Source organism: Streptomyces sp. NPDC087310 (assembly GCF_044744405.1).
In the GTDB taxonomy this organism is placed as follows: domain Bacteria; phylum Actinomycetota; class Actinomycetes; order Streptomycetales; family Streptomycetaceae; genus Streptomyces.
In genome coordinates this window covers 138,513-154,416 of record NZ_JBIUYF010000012.1, presented here as the reverse complement: position 1 = coordinate 154,416, position 15,904 = coordinate 138,513, and the positions used below count along the sequence as shown (strand labels likewise).

Genomic DNA, 15,904 nt, shown 5'->3' with positions numbered 1-15,904 from the left:
GCGGCACGGCTGTGACCTGCGGAAACCCGGGGGTGCGCGACGGCTGTCAGTGGTGTGGTGTGCAATGGATCGCGTGTCCGCGCTGGATGAACCACTCAAGAAGTCACTCGGCCCCGCCACCGCGAAGGTGATGGCCGAACACCTCGGCCTGCACACGGTCGGTGACCTGCTCCACCACTACCCACGGCGGTACGAGGAGCGCGGCCAGCTCACCACCCTGGCCGAACTCCCGCTGGACGAGGACGTGACGGTGGTCGCCCAGGTCGCCGACTCCCGGATCCTGACGTTCAACCACGGCCGGGGGCAGCGCCTGGAGATCACCCTCACCGACGGCAGCGGCCGGCTCCAGCTCGTCTTCTTCGGCCGGGGACTCCACAAGCCGCACAAGGAACTGCCGCCCGGCAGCCGTGGCATGTTCGCCGGCAAGGTGTCCGTCTTCAACCGCAAGCTCCAGCTCGCGCACCCCACGTACGTCCCGCTCGGCCGGCCCGACGGGGACGCGGGGGACGACGACGCGGCGAGCGCCGTGGACGCCTTCGCGGGCAAGCTGATCCCGATCTACCCGGCCTGCAAGGGCCTGGAGTCCTGGAAGATCACCAAAGCCGTCGACGCCGTCCTGCCCCGCGCCGTGGAGGCCGCCGACCCGCTGCCGCCCGCGCTGCGCGAGGGACGCGGCTTCGTCCCGCTGCCCGAGGCGCTGCTCAAGGTCCACCGGCCCGAGACCAAGGCCGACATCGAGGACGCCCGCGCCCGCCTCAAGTGGGACGAGGCGTTCGTCCTCCAGGTCGCGCTGGCCCGGCGGCGGTACGCGGACACCCAGCTCCCCGCCGTCGCCAGGAAGCCGGTGGCGGGCGGCCTGCTCGACGCCTTCGACGCCGAACTGCCCTTCACCCTCACGGAGGGCCAGCACAAGGTCACCGCCGAGATCTTCGCGGGCCTCGCCACCGAACACCCCATGCACCGGCTGCTCCAGGGCGAGGTCGGCTCCGGCAAGACGCTCGTCGCGCTGCGCGCGATGCTCACGGTCGTGGACGCGGGCGGGCAGGCCGCGCTGCTGGCGCCCACCGAGGTCCTCGCCCAGCAGCACCACCGTTCGATCACGGAGATGATGGGCGAGCTGGCCGAGGGGGGCACGCTCGGCGGCGCGGAGAACGCCACCAAGGTGGTGCTGCTCACCGGCTCCATGGGCACCGCCGCCCGCCGTCAGGCGCTGCTCGACCTGGTCACCGGCGAGGCCGGGATGGTCATCGGCACCCACGCGCTGATCGAGGACAAGGTGCGCTTCCACGACCTGGGGCTGGTCGTCGTGGACGAGCAGCACCGCTTCGGCGTGGAGCAGCGCGACGCGCTGCGCTCCAAGGGCAAGCAGCCGCCGCACCTGCTGGTCATGACGGCCACGCCCATCCCCCGTACGGTCGCCATGACCGTCTTCGGGGACCTGGAGACCTCCGTCCTGGACCAGCTCCCGGCGGGGCGCTCCCCGATCGCCAGCCATGTCGTCCCCGCCCAGGACAAGCCGCACTTCCTGGCCCGTGCCTGGGAGCGGGTGCGCGAGGAGGTCGGCAAGGGGCACCAGGCGTACGTGGTCTGCCCCCGGATCGGGGACGACGACGAGGAGAAGGGCGGGAAGGGCGGCAAAGGCGGGAAGGGCGGGGCGAAGAAGGCGTCCGCGGCCAAGGAGAAGGCCGCCGAGGCGGCCGAGGACGCCGAGAAGCGGCCCCCGCTCGCGGTCCTCGACGTGGCGGAGCAGCTCCGGGCGGGGCCGCTGGCCGGACTCCGCGTCGAGGTCCTGCACGGCCGGATGCAGCCGGACGACAAGGACGCCGTGATGCGCCGCTTCGCCGCGGGCGAGGTGGACGTCCTGGTCGCGACGACGGTCATCGAGGTCGGGGTGAACGTCCCCAACGCCACCGCGATGGTGATCATGGACGCGGACCGGTTCGGTGTCTCCCAGCTCCACCAGTTGCGCGGCCGGGTCGGCCGTGGCGCGGCCCCCGGGCTCTGCCTCCTGGTCACCGACATGCCGGAGGCGAGCCCCGCCAGGGCCCGGCTCGGCGCGGTCGCCGCCACGCTCGACGGCTTCGAGCTGTCCCGGATCGACCTCGAACAGCGCCGCGAGGGCGATGTGCTCGGCCAGGCCCAGTCCGGGGTGCGCTCCTCGCTGCGGATGCTCGCCGTCATCGAGGACGAGGAGATCATCGCCGCCGCCCGCGAGGAGGCCGTGGCGGTGGTCGCCGCCGACCCGGAGCTGGAGTCCAGCCCCGAGCTGCGTACGGCGCTGGACGCGCTGCTCGACACGGAGCGCGAGCAGTACCTCGACAAGGGCTGACGAGGAGGCGGTGCGGGCCGGTCGGCGGGCACCGGCCGGGCCCGGCCCCGGCGTACGCCATATCGTGGAGCCCGTGCGGTCGTCGCCGACCGCTGTCCCACCGCCGACCGTTCCAGCCTTTCCCTGTCCGCTCGACCCATCCGTCCGTTCCAGCCCTCCCACGAACCGAGGACCCGACACCCATGACCCGCGTGATCGCCGGTGCCGCCGGCGGACGCCGGCTCGCCGTCCCGCCCGGCACCGGCACCCGCCCCACCTCCGACCGGGCGCGTGAGGGCCTTTTCTCCACCTGGCAGTCGCTCCTCGGCACCCTGGACGGCGTCCGGATCGCCGATCTGTACGCCGGGTCCGGTGCCGTCGGCCTCGAAGCGCTCTCGCGCGGCGCCGCGCACGCCCTGCTCGTCGAGGTCGACGCCCGCGCCGCCCGCACGGTCCGCGAGAACGTCGCGACGCTCGGACTGCCCGGCGCCGAGGTCCGTACCGGCAAGGCGGAGCAGGTCGTCGCGGGACCGGCCCCGCAGGACCCGTACGACCTGGTCTTCCTCGATCCCCCGTACGCCGTCACCGACGACGATCTTCGGGAGATCCTGCTCACACTCCGGACCGGGGGGTGGCTCAGCGGCGATGCCGTCGCCACCGTGGAACGCGGCACCAGAGGCGGGCCATTCGGCTGGCCGGCGGGTTTCGTACCCCTGAGGTCCCGTCGCTACGGCGAGGGAACGCTTTGGTACGGTCGCGCCGCTCGTTACGAAGACGCACCATGACCGGACCGGAGAGCGAGGGAAATCAGTTGCGCCGCGCCGTCTGTCCGGGGTCCTTCGACCCCATCACCAATGGACATCTCGACATCATCGCCCGCGCCTCCAAGCTGTACGACGTCGTACACGTCGCAGTGATGATCAACCAGTCCAAGAAAGGGCTGTTCACGATCGAGGAGCGGATCGACCTGATCCGCGAGGTCACCGCCGAGTTCGGCAACGTCGAGGTGGAGTCCTTCCACGGCCTCCTCGTGGACTTCTGCAAGCAGCGCGACATCCCGGCCATCGTGAAGGGCCTGCGGGCCGTCAGCGACTTCGACTACGAGCTGCAGATGGCCCAGATGAACAACGGGCTCTCGGGCGTCGAGACCCTGTTCGTCCCCACCAACCCCACCTACAGCTTCCTCTCCTCCTCCCTGGTGAAGGAAGTGGCCACCTGGGGCGGCGACGTCTCCCACCTGCTGCCTCCCGCCGTCCACAGCGCGGTCATAGAGCGCCTCGGCAAGAAGTGACGCGCTGACCGCCCGTCACCCGGTGTCGGACGGACGCGGACTGGCCGTACAGTCGTTGCGTCCGTCTCCAAACCGGCCGAAAGAGTGGCGAGCACACGGTGGACGTGCAGAAGAAGCTCGACGAGATCGTCGACACGGTGGGCAACGCCCGCTCGATGCCCATGTCGGCGTCCTGTGTGGTCAACCGGGCCGAGCTGCTCGCGCTGCTCGAAGAGGTACGGGAGGCGCTGCCCGACTCCCTGGCCCAGGCGCGGGAGCTGATCGGCGGGCAGGAACAGCTCGCCGAACAGGCCCGTCAGGAGGCGGAGCGGATCATCGAGGGCGCGCACGCCCAGCGCTCCACGCTGATCTCGGACACCGCGGTCGCCCGCCGCTCCCAGGAGGAGGCCGACCGTATCCTCTCGGAGGCCCGCAGGGAGGCCGAGGAGATCCGCGCCGAGGCCGACGACTACGTCGACTCCAAGCTCGCCAACTTCGAGGTCGTCCTCACCAAGACCATCGGGTCCGTCGACCGGGGCCGCGAGAAGCTGCTCGGCCGCTCCCCGGGCTCCGGCGAGCCGGGGTACGCGGGCGGCGATGACGACGACGCCCCCGAGTACAGCGCGGACCCCAGCACCCTGATCCGGCGGGCCGACGAGTACGTCGACGCCAAGATCGGCGCCTTCGAGGCCGTCCTGACCAAGACGCTCGAAGCGGTCGGCCGGGGCCGGCAGAAGCTGCACGGCCGTACGGAGTCCGACGAGCTGGGGGCGCACATGGCCGCCCAGGACGCGGCGGGCCCGCAGGCGCGCACCAGCGACGCCGACTACCTGGCCGACCTCGCCGGGACCCCGCGAGAAGCCCTCCAGGCGCCCGTGGCGGCCCCGCGGCAGCCCCCCGCCCCTCCGGAGCCCGTTCTGCCCCCCGTGCCCGCCCAGCAGCCGTACACGGACCCCGCCTACGCGCAGACGGCGCAGCAGCCCGCAGGCACGGGCTACCAGGACGGCGGCTACGACACGACCGGCGGCTACCAGGACCCGGCGTACCCCGCCACCGACCCCGGCTACGGGGCGGGCTACCCGCAGCAGGACGCGTACGGCTACCAGCAGGACCCGTACACGTACCAGCAGCAGGGGCAGCAGGGGTACGGCCAGGACCTGGGCCAGGGCGCGCAGCAGGCCCAGCAGCAGGCCCAGGGGTACGACCCGAACTACGGCTGGCAACAGCAGCAGACGGACGGGCGGCCCGCGCTGCCGGCCCTGCCCGCCGCCCCCGCCGACCAGCAGCAGGGCGCGCTCGACGAGACCAGCTTCTTCGACACGAGCATGATCGACCTGGAGCAGCTCCGCCGCTACGAACAGGGCCACTGACCGGGCCGGGGGCCGGACAGGGATCCGGGCAGGGATCCGGACAGGGCCGGATTGGGTCTACGGCGGCCGTTCCAGTACCCTGGTTCTTCGGCCGTGTGCATGTCCGCGGCTCAGGCTGCCCGCTTCGCTTCCGCGACGGTGGCGGCCCCTCTCTCCACGATCCGAAAGCGGGAAACAGCCCTGAACGCGCGCCTCGACCACCACAACCCCCTCGTGTTCGACACACACGAGCTGGGGCGGCGTCCTGGTGCGCTCCGTAAGCTGACCCGCTCGGTGCCCGCCCCCAAGGACTTCGGTATCGACGGGGTCATCGGAGCGCCCGAGGGCGCCCCGGTGGAGCTGGACCTCCGCCTTGAGTCGGTCATGGAAGGGGTGCTCGTCACGGGCACCGCCCGTGTCTCGGCCGAGGGGGAGTGCGTAAGGTGTCTGGAGCCGCTCAGCCAGGAAGTGGCGGCGGAGTTCCAGGAGATGTTCTCGTACCACGACACCGACGACCGGGGCCGCGTCCGCGCGGAGCCGGCCGACGATGCCGAGGACGACGAGGACACGCTCTTCATCGAGGACGGCCTGTTCGACCTCGAACCCGTGCTGCGCGATGCGGTGGTGCTCGCACTGCCGATGCAGCCGGTGTGCCGGGAGACCTGCTCCGGTCTGTGTTCCACATGTGGGATCAGGCTGGACGAGAACCCGGACCACCACCACGAAGCCGTCGACATCCGTTGGGCGGCATTGCAGGGACTCGCCGAGACCGTCAAGGACGGCGAGAAGGACAACATGGGCGGCGCCGAAGCTGGCGTCGACGAGAAGCAGGAGAAGTAGCCGTGGCTGTTCCGAAGCGGAAGATGTCGCGCAGCAACACGCGCCACCGCCGGTCGCAGTGGAAGGCTGCGGTCCCCAACCTGGTTTCGTGCGAGCGCTGCCAGGAGCCGAAGCTCCAGCACATCGCGTGCCCGAGCTGCGGCACCTATAACAAGCGCCAGGTCCTCGAGGTCTGAGCGGCTGGTGAGAGGCTCGATGTCTGAACTGTCCCCTGCCAAGAAGCAGGCAGACACTGTCAGTACGGCCTCGTCCCACACGCTTCTGGGAGGGCGGCTCGGGTATGACCTCGAGACCGCCCTTCTGGTGCGTGCGCTGACCCACCGTTCGTTCGCGTACGAGAACGGCGGTCTGCCCACCAACGAGCGGCTCGAATTCCTCGGGGATTCGGTCCTCGGCCTGGTGGTCACGGACACGCTGTACCGCATCCACCCCGACCTGCCCGAAGGCCAACTGGCCAAGTTGCGGGCCGCGGTGGTCAACTCGCGTGCGCTGGCGGAAGTGGGCCGCGGCCTCGAACTCGGCTCCTTCATCCGGCTCGGCCGGGGCGAAGAGGGCACGGGTGGCCGGGACAAGGCATCCATCCTCGCCGACACCCTTGAAGCGGTGATCGGCGCCGTCTATCTCGATCAGGGCCTCGGAGCGGCGTCCGAGCTGGTGCACCGGCTCTTCGACCCGCTGATCGAGAAGTCCTCGAATCTCGGGGCGGGCCTGGACTGGAAGACCAGTCTCCAGGAACTGACCGCGGCGGAGGCCCTCGGCGTTCCCGAGTACCTCGTCACGGAGACAGGACCCGACCACGAGAAGACCTTCACTGCTGCCGCCCGCGTCGGTGGTGTCTCGTACGGCACCGGCACCGGCCGCAGCAAGAAGGAAGCGGAGCAGCAGGCGGCCGAGTCCGCCTGGCGGTCCATCCGGGCCTCGGCCGACGAGCGGGAAGCGGCGGCCAGATCCGGAACCGACTCCGGAGCGGGTGAGCCGTCCGGAACCGACTCCGGCACCGGCGAGCCGTCCGCTGCCGGAGCCGGTGAATCCGGCGCCGGTGACGACGCCGACGGGGCCGCCGACGCCGGTTCGGCCCCGTCCGGGCAGGCTCCGGCGGACACCGCGACGGGCTGACCGTCCGGCCGTACGCTCCCTCCCTGTACGCCCCTCGCGTCGTTCGCGGCGCGAGGGGCGTCTCCCGTGCGGCGTCGTCCGCCGGGCCCCGTACCCCCTGATCGCCGTTGTCCTGTTCCGAGGAGCCTCCCGTGCCCGAGCTGCCCGAGGTCGAAGTCGTCCGGCGCGGACTCGAACGCTGGATCAGCGGCCGGACCGTCGCCGAGACCGAGGTGCTCCACCCGCGCTCGGTACGGCGCCACCTCGCGGGCGGCACGGACTTCTCGGCGCGCCTCAAGGGGCACACCATCGGGGTCGCGCGCCGTCGCGGCAAATATCTGTGGCTGCCGCTCACCGACACCGACGCGTCGATCCTCGGCCACCTCGGGATGAGCGGTCAGCTCCTCGTCCAGCCCGAGACCGCCCCCGCCGAGAAGCATCTGCGGATCCGTATCCGCTTCGCCGACCCGCTCGCCACCGAGCTGCGCTTCGTCGACCAGCGCACCTTCGGTGGCCTCTCGCTCCACGACAACACCCCCGACGGGGTGCCGGACGTCATCGCGCACATCGCCCGCGACCCCCTGGACCCCGCCTTCGACGAGGACGCCTTCCTCACCGCGCTGAAGCTGCGCCGTACGACGGTCAAGCGCGCGCTCCTCGACCAGTCACTGATCAGCGGCGTCGGCAACATCTACGCGGACGAGGCGCTCTGGCGCGCCAGGCTCCACTACGAACGGCCCACCGAGACCCTGCCCCGGCCGCGCGCCGCCGAACTGCTCGGCCACGCGCGCGACGTCATGAACGAGGCGCTCTCCGTCGGCGGCACCAGCTTCGACAGCCTGTACGTCAACGTGAACGGCGAGTCCGGCTACTTCGACCGGTCGCTCGACGCGTACGGACGCGAGGGTGAGCCGTGCCGCCGCTGCGGGACCCCGATCCGCCGGCGCCCCTGGATGAACCGTTCCAGCTACTTCTGCCCGCGCTGTCAGCGACCGCCGCGCGCCACGTCGTAACGCTCCCGCGCCGCCAGCACCTCGGGCATCCGCCCCTCCAGCAGGTGGACGAGGCCGAGCAGCCGCCCGGCGACCTCGTGTCCCAGCGGCGTCAGCTCGTAGTCCACGCGCGGCGGATTGACCGGCTGCGCGTCGCGGCGTACGAGGCCGTCCCGCTCCAGCGCGTGCAGCGTCTGGGAGAGCATCTTCTCGCTCACCCCGTCGACGCGCCGACGCAGTTCGTTGAAGCGGAAGCCGCTCTCATGGAGCGCGCAGAGGGTGAGGCCGCCCCAGCGGCCCGTCACATGCTCCAGCGTGCCGCGCGAGGGGCACTGCCGGGAGAACACGTCGAAGGCGAGCCCGTCGAGCCCGGCGTCAGCGGAGAGAGTGTCCATATCCGCACCCTACTAGCGGAAAGCGCCCCCCGATGGGTGGCGCTTTCTCATGGTGAGTGCACCAGGGCCGGAACCGGGCACCGTACGGCGCGGTTCCGGGCCCTCCCTCCGGGCCCTGTCCGGGCCCCTCCGGGTCAGAAGCCGAAGTTCTGCGTCCACCACGGGCCACCGGAACCGGTGTGCACCCCGACGCCGAGCCGGGTGTAGTCGCAGTTCAGGATGTTCGCCCGGTGACCCTCGCTGTTCATCCAGGAGTCCATCACCGCCTCGGCGGTGGCCTGCCCCCGGGCTATGTTCTCGCCCCCGAGGTTCTTCACGCCGGCCTGCTCCGCGCGGTCCCAGGGCGTGTCGCCGTCGGGGTCCGTGTGGTCGAAGAAGCCGCGCGCCGCCATGTCGTCACTGAACGCCTGCGCCAGCGCGTTCAGGCTCGCGTCCGCCTTCAACGCGGAGCAGCCGACCTTGGCCCGCTCCTGGTTCACCAGCGAGAGCACGGCCGACGCCTCGGACGAGGGCGCCGCCTGGGACTGCTCGGCGGCGCGCTCCGTGGTCTGCGCGGGGGCCGGGGCCTCGTCCGCCTTGGTGGGCGAGGCGGCCGAGCCCGCGGAGCCGGAGTCCGTGTCCTTGGACGGCGTCTGCGGCTTCGCCTTGGGCGGCGCCGGGGCGGGCTTCGCCTGCGACGGGGAGGTGGAGGGAGCCGTGGGGGAGGGGGACGCCGACTTCTTCGGCCCTGTCGTCCGCTCCGCGCCGCGACTGGGCTCCACCGTCGACCTGCGCGTCGGATCCGTGGACGTACCGCCCTGCTGCTGCAGTTCGGGCGCGCCCTCGCTGCGGATCTGCTCACCAGTGGTGCCGCCGCCGCTCACCGAGAACTGGCTCCCGCCGGGCAGCAGACCGGAGGCGACCGCGACGGCGCCGACCGCCATCGCCGCGGAGGCGCCGAGCAGTCCCGTACGGACGGGCTTGGTGACCCGGCCCTTGCGGCGCGGCGCGCCCGCGGGGCCGTTGGCGGAGCCCTCAGGGGATACGACAGGTGCGCCGGGGGCGGCGGAGCGTCGGTGGCGTCCCATCTGTGGTGCCTTCCTCAGTCTCGACGGCAGCGTTACTCACTCGTACGAGTGAGGCTCATCGCGACGGGACTGTACGGCATGGCACGTGGGGGTGCCGGGTCCACAGAGCAATTGGCCGATTAGCTTTGCGCCTATGAAAGAAGATGTACGACTCACGGCTTGGGTCCGCGGCAGAGTGCAAGGAGTCGGCTTCCGCTGGTTCACCAGGGCGAACGCTCTGGAGATCGGCGGCCTCACCGGATTCGCCCTCAATCTCGACGACGGCAGGGTGCAGATCGTCGCGGAGGGACCGCGTGACAATTGCCACCGACTCCTGGAGTGGCTCCGCTCCGCCGACACACCCGGGCGAGTGGACGGAGTCACTGAGATCTGGGACACCCCGCGCGGTGGTTACGAGAGCTTCGCGATCCGCTGAGAAGTGCGACCGGGCGTTCGCCCGCGCGGCCGGGAATTGCCACCGGGATACCCGACTCTCCGCGATGACCAGCGATGACCTGGTGGTTGCCAAGAACGGCCGGCCGTGCCAGGCTGCCCGGTCAGCGAAGATCTCGACGCCCCCGGGCCCCGGGGAGAGCGCGCGCCGCCGCAGGCCGCGGCCCCGCGCCACCGGGCCGCCCGCCGGTACGGGCTGTGATCGTGTTGACCGTCAAACTTTTTGGTGAGACTCTGGAATCCCCGCGCACCTTAGCTGTTTGGCAGTAAGAACCGCAGTAGGAACCGCAGTGATGAACAAGCACTGCCAGGCACCGCGGGTGCGATTTCCCTCACGACCCACACCGCATTCGGTCGGTCACTCAGTGTGGAGGACCATTCATCATGGCAAAGGCGCTTCTCGGTTATGTCGGCGGTTCCGACCCGCGACTCCTCGCCGAGATGCGACGGCTTCAGCAGCGCGTCCAGGACCTCGAATCCGAGCTCGTACGGATCCAGTCCGAGAATGACGTGCTGAACGCCGCTGTCGCACAGCACCCCGGAGAGTCGCTGCTCAACGGCATCGACATTGACGTACCCCAGGCGGAGCCTGCGCTCACCTGACAACAGCCCCCGTCGGGGCCAGGTGAGAAACACTCTCGCAAGATATGCAAGGGACGCTTCGGCGTCCCTTCTTTCTTTCCATCTTCCCCTGTACGAAGCTTTGTTGGCGCTGCCACGCCTTTCTTAACGTCTGATGTGCCCTGCGCGTTCCACGGTGAAACCGCCGACGGACGATCCGGGCCCGGTAGAGTCCGGCGGCGTGCACCTCAAGGCCATGACCCTGCGCGGGTTCAAATCCTTCGCCTCCGCCACGACGCTGCGCTTCGAGCCGGGTATCACCTGCGTCGTGGGCCCGAACGGCTCCGGGAAATCCAATGTGGTGGACGCCCTCTCCTGGGTCATGGGAGAACAGGGCGCGAAGTCGCTGCGCGGCGGGAAAATGGAAGACGTGATCTTCGCCGGCACGACCGGGCGCCCCGCGCTCGGCCGCGCGGAGGTCTCTCTCACGATCGACAACTCCGACGGAGCGCTGCCGATCGAGTACGCCGAGGTCACCATTACGCGGATCATGTTCCGCAACGGCGGCAGCGAATACCAGCTCAATGGCGACACCTGCCGGTTGCTCGATATTCAGGAGCTGCTCTCCGACTCCGGTATCGGCCGCGAGATGCACGTGATCGTCGGACAGGGCCAGCTCGACTCCGTACTCCACGCCGATCCGATGGGCCGCCGCGCATTCATCGAGGAAGCCGCCGGGGTACTGAAGCACCGCAGGCGCAAGGAGAAGGCGCTGCGGAAGCTGGAGGCGATGAAGGCGAATCTCGCCCGCGTCCAGGACCTGACGGACGAGCTGCGCCGCCAGCTCAAGCCGCTCGGCCGGCAGGCGGCGGTCGCGCGGCGGGCCGCCGTCATCCAGGCCGATCTGCGCGACGCCCGGCTGCGGCTGCTCGCCGACGATCTCGTACGGCTCCGCGAGGCGCTGCGTACGGAGATCGCGGACGAGGCCGAGCTGAAGAGCCGCAAGGAGGAGACCGAGAACCGGCTGAAGGCCACGCTGACCCGCGAGGCGGAACTGGAGGAGGAGGTACGGCGGCTCGCGCCACGCCTCCGCAAGGCCCAGCAGACCTGGTACGAGCTGTCGCAGCTCGCCGAACGGGTGCGCGGCACCGTCTCGCTGGCCGACGCGCGGGTCACCAGCGCCACCAACGCCCCCGAGGAGGAGCGGCGGGGCCGCGACCCCGAGGACCTGGAGCGTGAGGCCGCCCGGATCCGTGAGCAGGAGGCGGAGCTGGCCGCCGCGCTGGAGGCGGCCGAGCACGCGCGCGAGGACACCGTCGCCCACCGCGCCGAGCTGGAGCGGGAACTCGCCGCCGAGGAACGCCGCCTCAGGGACGCCGCCCGCGCCCTCGCGGACCGCCGCGAGGGCCTGGCCCGGCTGCACGGCCAGGTCAGCGCGGCGCGCGGCCGGGCCGCCTCGGCCCAGGCGGAGATCGGCCGGCTCGCCGCGGCCAGGGACGAGGCGCGCGAGCGCGCGGCCCAGGCGCAGGAGGAGTACGAACAGCTCAAGGCCGAGGTCGACGGCCTCGACGCGGAGGACGACGCGCTCGCGGCACGGTACGAGGACGCCCGCCGCGCCCTCGCCGACGCGGAGACGGCGCAGGGCGCGGCGCGGGACGCCGCGACCACGGCGGAGCGCGAACACGCCGCCCTGACCGCCCGCCACGACGCCCTCGCCCTGGGGCTGCGCCGCAAGGACGGCACGGGGGCGCTGCTGGGCGCCCGCGATCGGCTCACCGGCCTGCTCGGGCCCGCCGCGGAACTGCTCACCGTCACCCCTGGCCAGGAGATCCCGGTGGCCGCGGCGCTGGGCGCGGCGGCCGACGCCATCGCGGTGAGCGGCCCCGCCGCGGCGGTGGAGGCCCTGCGGCTGCTGCGCGAACGGGACGCGGGCCGGGCCGCCCTGCTGCTGGGCACCCCGGGGTCCGCCCCGCACGGGCAGCCGTCCGCCCCGCACGCGCCCGGCGGGGTACCCGCGCAGAGCGGCGGCCCCGGCGCGCACACGGCGGAGACCGCCCGCGGCCCGGCCGGCTCCGTACGGACCGCGGTCTCCGCGCCGTACGTCGCCGACCTCGTCCAGGGACCCGCCGAGCTGATGGGCGCCGTACGGCGGCTCGTACGCGACATGGTGGTCGTCGCGACCCTCGAAGACGCCGGGGAACTGGTCGCCGCGCGGCCCACCCTCACCGCCGTGACCGCCGAAGGGGACCTGCTCGGGGCGCACTTCGCGCACGGCGGCTCCGCGGCGGCGCCCAGCCTGCTGGAGGTGCAAGCCTCCGTCGACCAGGCCGCCGGCGAGCTGGCGCTGCTCGCCGTACGGTGCGAGGAGCTGGACGGGGCGCGGCGCGCCGCCGCCGGGCGCCGCGCCGAACACGCCGCGCTCGTGGAGGAGCTGGGGGAGCGGCGCCGGGCCGCCGACCGGGAGAAGTCCGCCGTGTCGGGGCGGCTCGGGCGGCTCTCCGGGCAGGCCCGCGCCGCCGCCGCGGAGGCCGAACGGGCCGCCGGAGCCGCCGCCGAGGCGCAGGAGGCGCTGGAGCGGGCCACGGAGGAGGCGGAGGAGCTGACGGAGCGGCTGCTCGTCGCGGAGGAGGAGTCCCCCTTCGGGGAGGGCCACGAGGAACCGGATACCTCCGTACGCGACCGGCTCGCCGCCGACGGCGCGAACGCCCGGCAGACCGAGATGGAGGCGCGGCTCCAGGTCCGTACCCACGAGGAGCGCGTGAAGGGGCTCGCGGGCAGGGCCGACGGCCTCGACCGGGCGGCGCGCGCCGAGCGCGAGGCCCGGGCGCGCGCGGAGCAGCGGCGCGCCCGGCTGCGTCACGAGGCACGGGTCGCCGCGGCCGTCGCGGCCGGTGCCCGGCAACTGCTCGCGCATGTGGAGGTCTCGGTCGTACGGGCCGAGGCGGAGCGCGCCGCGGCCGAGGAGGCCAGGTCCGTACGCGACCGGGAGCTGACCGCCGAGCGGAACACCGGCCGTGACCTCAAGAGTGAGCTGGACAAGCTCACCGACTCGGTGCACCGGGGCGAGGTGCTCGGCGCCGAGAAGCGGTTGCGGATCGAGCAGCTTGAGGCGAAGGCGCTGGAGGAGCTGGGCGTGGAGCCGGCCGGGCTGATCGTCGACTACGGCCCCGACCAGCCCGTGCCGCCCTCGCCGGCGGCCGAGGGCGAGGAGCTTCCGGAGGACCCGGAGGATCCGCGGAACCGGCCCACGCCGTACGCGCGGGCCGAGCAGGAGAAGCGTCTGAAGGCCGCCGAACGGGCGTATCAGCAGCTCGGGAAGGTGAATCCGCTGGCCCTGGAGGAGTTCGCGGCGCTGGAGGAACGCCACCAGTTCCTCTCCGCGCAGCTCGAAGACCTGAAGAAGGCCCGGGCCGATCTGCTGGGGGTGGTGAAGGAGGTCGACGAGCGGGTGGAGCAGGTCTTCACCGAGGCGTTCCGGGACACCGCCGTCCAGTTCGAGGGCGTCTTCTCACGGCTCTTCCCGGGCGGCGAGGGGCGGCTGATCCTCACGGATCCGGAGAACATGCTGACCACGGGTGTGGACGTGGAGGCCAGGCCGCCGGGCAAGAAGGTCAAGCGGCTCTCGCTGCTCTCCGGTGGCGAACGGTCCCTGACCGCGGTGGCGCTGCTGGTGTCGATCTTCAAGGCCAGGCCGAGCCCGTTCTACGTGATGGACGAGGTCGAGGCGGCGCTCGACGACACCAATCTCCAGCGGCTGATCCGCATCATGCAGGAGCTCCAGGAGAGCTCCCAGCTCATCGTGATCACCCATCAGAAACGGACGATGGAGGTCGCCGACGCGCTCTACGGGGTGTCGATGCAGGGCGACGGGGTATCCAAGGTCATCAGCCAGCGGCTCCACTGAGGTTCATGGCGGCGCCGAGGTTCATGGCGTTTTCATCACTTGAAGATGTGGTGAAGGGCAAGGGGGGGATTTGTCGCACCGTGCCGCAAACAGCCCTGCAACAGCCCCGCGCCATCTCTTCAAAACATGAAGGCATAGTCTCTTGCGCGTTGCTTTTGTCTTCAAGTGGTGGCTGGCGAGACGTTATGCCTCACTTGAAAGGCTCGCCCACCCCACGCCCGGCAACGCAGCCGGGCGGCCTCAGGAGTACACGTGACCAGCACAGCGCAGGTTCCGCCGCCAGGAGGTCGAGCGGCCCACCCCGAACACCTCGGCCATGTCATCTTCATCACGGCCGCCGCCGCGATGGGCGGCTTCCTCTTCGGCTACGACAGTTCGGTGATCAACGGAGCCGTCGAGGCCATCCGGGACCGGTACGACATCGGCTCCGCGGCCCTCGCCCAGGTCATCGCCATCGCACTGATCGGCTGTGCGATCGGGGCCGCCACGGCGGGCCGGATCGCCGACCGGATCGGCCGGATCCGCTGCATGCAGATCTCCGCCGTCCTCTTCACGATCAGCGCGGTCGGCTCGGCCCTGCCGTTCAACATCTACGATCTGGCGTTCTGGCGGATCATCGGCGGCTTCGCGATCGGCATGGCGTCGGTGATCGGCCCCGCGTACATCGCCGAGGTCTCCCCGGCCGCCTACCGCGGCCGGCTCGGCTCCTTCCAGCAGGCCGCGATCGTCATCGGCATCGCCGTCTCGCAGCTCGTCAACTACGGCATCCTCCAGCTCGCCGACGGCGACCAGCGCGGCAAGCTGCTGGGCTTCGAAGCGTGGCAGTGGATGCTCGGTGTGATGGTCGTACCGGCGATGCTCTACGGTCTGCTCTCCTTCGCGATCCCCGAGTCCCCGCGCTTCCTGATCTCCGTCGGCCGGGTGGACCGCGCCAAGCAGGTGCTCGCCGAGGTCGAGAGCAAGGGCGTCGACCTGGACGCACGGGTCGCCGAGATCGAGCACGCGATGCACCGCGAGCACAAGTCGACCTTCAAGGACCTGCTGGGCGGTGGCGGCTTCTTCTTCCTGCCCATCGTGTGGGTGGGTATCGGGCTCTCGGTCTTCCAGCAGCTCGTCGGCATCAACGTCGCCTTCTACTACTCGGCGACGCTCTGGCAGTCCGTCGGGATCGACCCGTCCAGCTCGTTCTTCTATTCGTTCACGACATCGATCGTCAACATCATCGGCACCGTGATCGCGATGGTCCTGGTGGACCGGGTCGGCCGCAGGCCGCTCGCCCTCGTCGGCTCCGCCGGTATGGCCGTCGCGCTCGCCTGTGAGGCATGGGCGTTCTCCGCGAACCTGGTCGACGGCAAGCTCCCCAGCACCGAGGGCACCGTCGCCCTGGTCGCGGCGCATGTGTTCGTGCTCTTCTTCGCGCTGTCGTGGGGCGTCATCGTCTGGGTCTTCCTCGGCGAGATGTTCCCGAACCGGATCCGCGCCGCCGCGCTCGGTGTCGCCGCCTCCGCGCAGTGGATCGCCAACTGGGCCATCACGGCGAGCTTCCCGAGCCTGGCCGACTGGAACCTTTCGGGTACGTACGTCATTTACGCCTGCTTCGCCACGCTCTCCATTCCCTTCGTGCTCCTCTTCGTGAAGGAGACGAAGGGCAAGACGCTGGAGGAGATGGGCTAGCCCGTCCCGAAGCGCGG

Annotated in this window: 14 protein-coding genes; 12 read left to right on the top strand and 2 right to left on the bottom strand. The window is 71.2% G+C overall.

From position 1 onward, the window contains the following. Positions 1-64 precede the first annotated feature (64 nt). From recG to mutM, 8 genes are all read left to right on the top strand, one after another. Complete coding sequence (gene recG, locus ACIO3P_RS36310) at positions 65-2,329, top strand: ATP-dependent DNA helicase RecG (RefSeq protein ID WP_401855434.1); 2,265 nt, start codon at positions 65-67, stop codon at positions 2,327-2,329. Positions 2,330-2,511: 182 nt separating this feature from the next. Continuing rightward, entirely contained in the window at positions 2,512-3,093 is a 582-nt protein-coding gene (gene rsmD / locus ACIO3P_RS36305) for a 16S rRNA (guanine(966)-N(2))-methyltransferase RsmD (protein ID WP_401855431.1), read from the top strand. Between the two features lie 26 nt (positions 3,094-3,119). Next, complete coding sequence (gene coaD / locus ACIO3P_RS36300; protein ID WP_329823093.1) at positions 3,120-3,599, top strand: pantetheine-phosphate adenylyltransferase; 480 nt, start codon at positions 3,120-3,122, stop codon at positions 3,597-3,599. A 98-nt stretch (positions 3,600-3,697) separates the two neighbouring features. Beyond that, positions 3,698-4,948 (top strand): ATP synthase F0 subunit B, encoded by a 1,251-nt coding sequence (locus ACIO3P_RS36295; RefSeq protein ID WP_329823052.1) that lies wholly within the window; start codon positions 3,698-3,700, stop codon positions 4,946-4,948. Between the two features lie 180 nt (positions 4,949-5,128). Continuing rightward, positions 5,129-5,767: a DUF177 domain-containing protein gene (locus ACIO3P_RS36290; protein ID WP_329823092.1), complete on the top strand. Its 639-nt coding sequence runs from the start codon at positions 5,129-5,131 to the stop codon at positions 5,765-5,767. A 2-nt stretch (positions 5,768-5,769) separates the two neighbouring features. Continuing rightward, positions 5,770-5,943 (top strand): 50S ribosomal protein L32, encoded by a 174-nt coding sequence (gene rpmF, locus ACIO3P_RS36285; RefSeq protein ID WP_053675094.1) that lies wholly within the window; start codon positions 5,770-5,772, stop codon positions 5,941-5,943. 19 nt (positions 5,944-5,962) lie between these two features. After that, on the top strand, positions 5,963-6,883 hold the full coding sequence (rnc, locus tag ACIO3P_RS36280; protein ID WP_329823051.1) for a ribonuclease III: 921 nt from the start codon (positions 5,963-5,965) through the stop codon (positions 6,881-6,883). Between the two features lie 131 nt (positions 6,884-7,014). Further along, complete coding sequence (gene mutM / locus ACIO3P_RS36275; RefSeq protein ID WP_401855428.1) at positions 7,015-7,875, top strand: bifunctional DNA-formamidopyrimidine glycosylase/DNA-(apurinic or apyrimidinic site) lyase; 861 nt, start codon at positions 7,015-7,017, stop codon at positions 7,873-7,875. Here mutM and ACIO3P_RS36270 read toward each other — a convergent pair. Together ACIO3P_RS36270 and ACIO3P_RS36265 are read right to left on the bottom strand one after the other, a co-directional pair. Beyond that, the gene (locus ACIO3P_RS36270; RefSeq protein ID WP_329823049.1) at positions 7,848-8,249 is read right to left on the bottom strand and encodes a helix-turn-helix domain-containing protein; all 402 of its coding nucleotides are present in this window, start codon (positions 8,247-8,249) and stop codon (positions 7,848-7,850) included. The genes mutM and ACIO3P_RS36270 overlap by 28 nt on opposite strands. A 134-nt stretch (positions 8,250-8,383) precedes the next feature. After that, the gene (locus ACIO3P_RS36265) at positions 8,384-9,316 is read right to left on the bottom strand and encodes a CAP domain-containing protein (protein WP_329823048.1); all 933 of its coding nucleotides are present in this window, start codon (positions 9,314-9,316) and stop codon (positions 8,384-8,386) included. Positions 9,317-9,449: 133 nt separating this feature from the next. On the opposite strand from ACIO3P_RS36265, the gene ACIO3P_RS36260 reads away from it, so the two are divergent. From ACIO3P_RS36260 to ACIO3P_RS36245, 4 genes are all read left to right on the top strand, one after another. Beyond that, positions 9,450-9,731: an acylphosphatase gene (locus ACIO3P_RS36260; RefSeq protein ID WP_329823047.1), complete on the top strand. Its 282-nt coding sequence runs from the start codon at positions 9,450-9,452 to the stop codon at positions 9,729-9,731. 401 nt (positions 9,732-10,132) lie between these two features. Beyond that, on the top strand, positions 10,133-10,351 hold the full coding sequence (locus ACIO3P_RS36255; RefSeq protein ID WP_030351764.1) for a hypothetical protein: 219 nt from the start codon (positions 10,133-10,135) through the stop codon (positions 10,349-10,351). Positions 10,352-10,550: 199 nt separating this feature from the next. Next, positions 10,551-14,213, top strand: a complete 3,663-nt coding sequence (locus ACIO3P_RS36250) for an AAA family ATPase (RefSeq protein ID WP_401855425.1) — start codon at positions 10,551-10,553, stop codon at positions 14,211-14,213. Positions 14,214-14,465: 252 nt separating this feature from the next. Then, positions 14,466-15,887: a sugar porter family MFS transporter gene (locus tag ACIO3P_RS36245; protein WP_329823045.1), complete on the top strand. Its 1,422-nt coding sequence runs from the start codon at positions 14,466-14,468 to the stop codon at positions 15,885-15,887. The last annotated feature ends 17 nt before the right edge of the window (positions 15,888-15,904 follow it).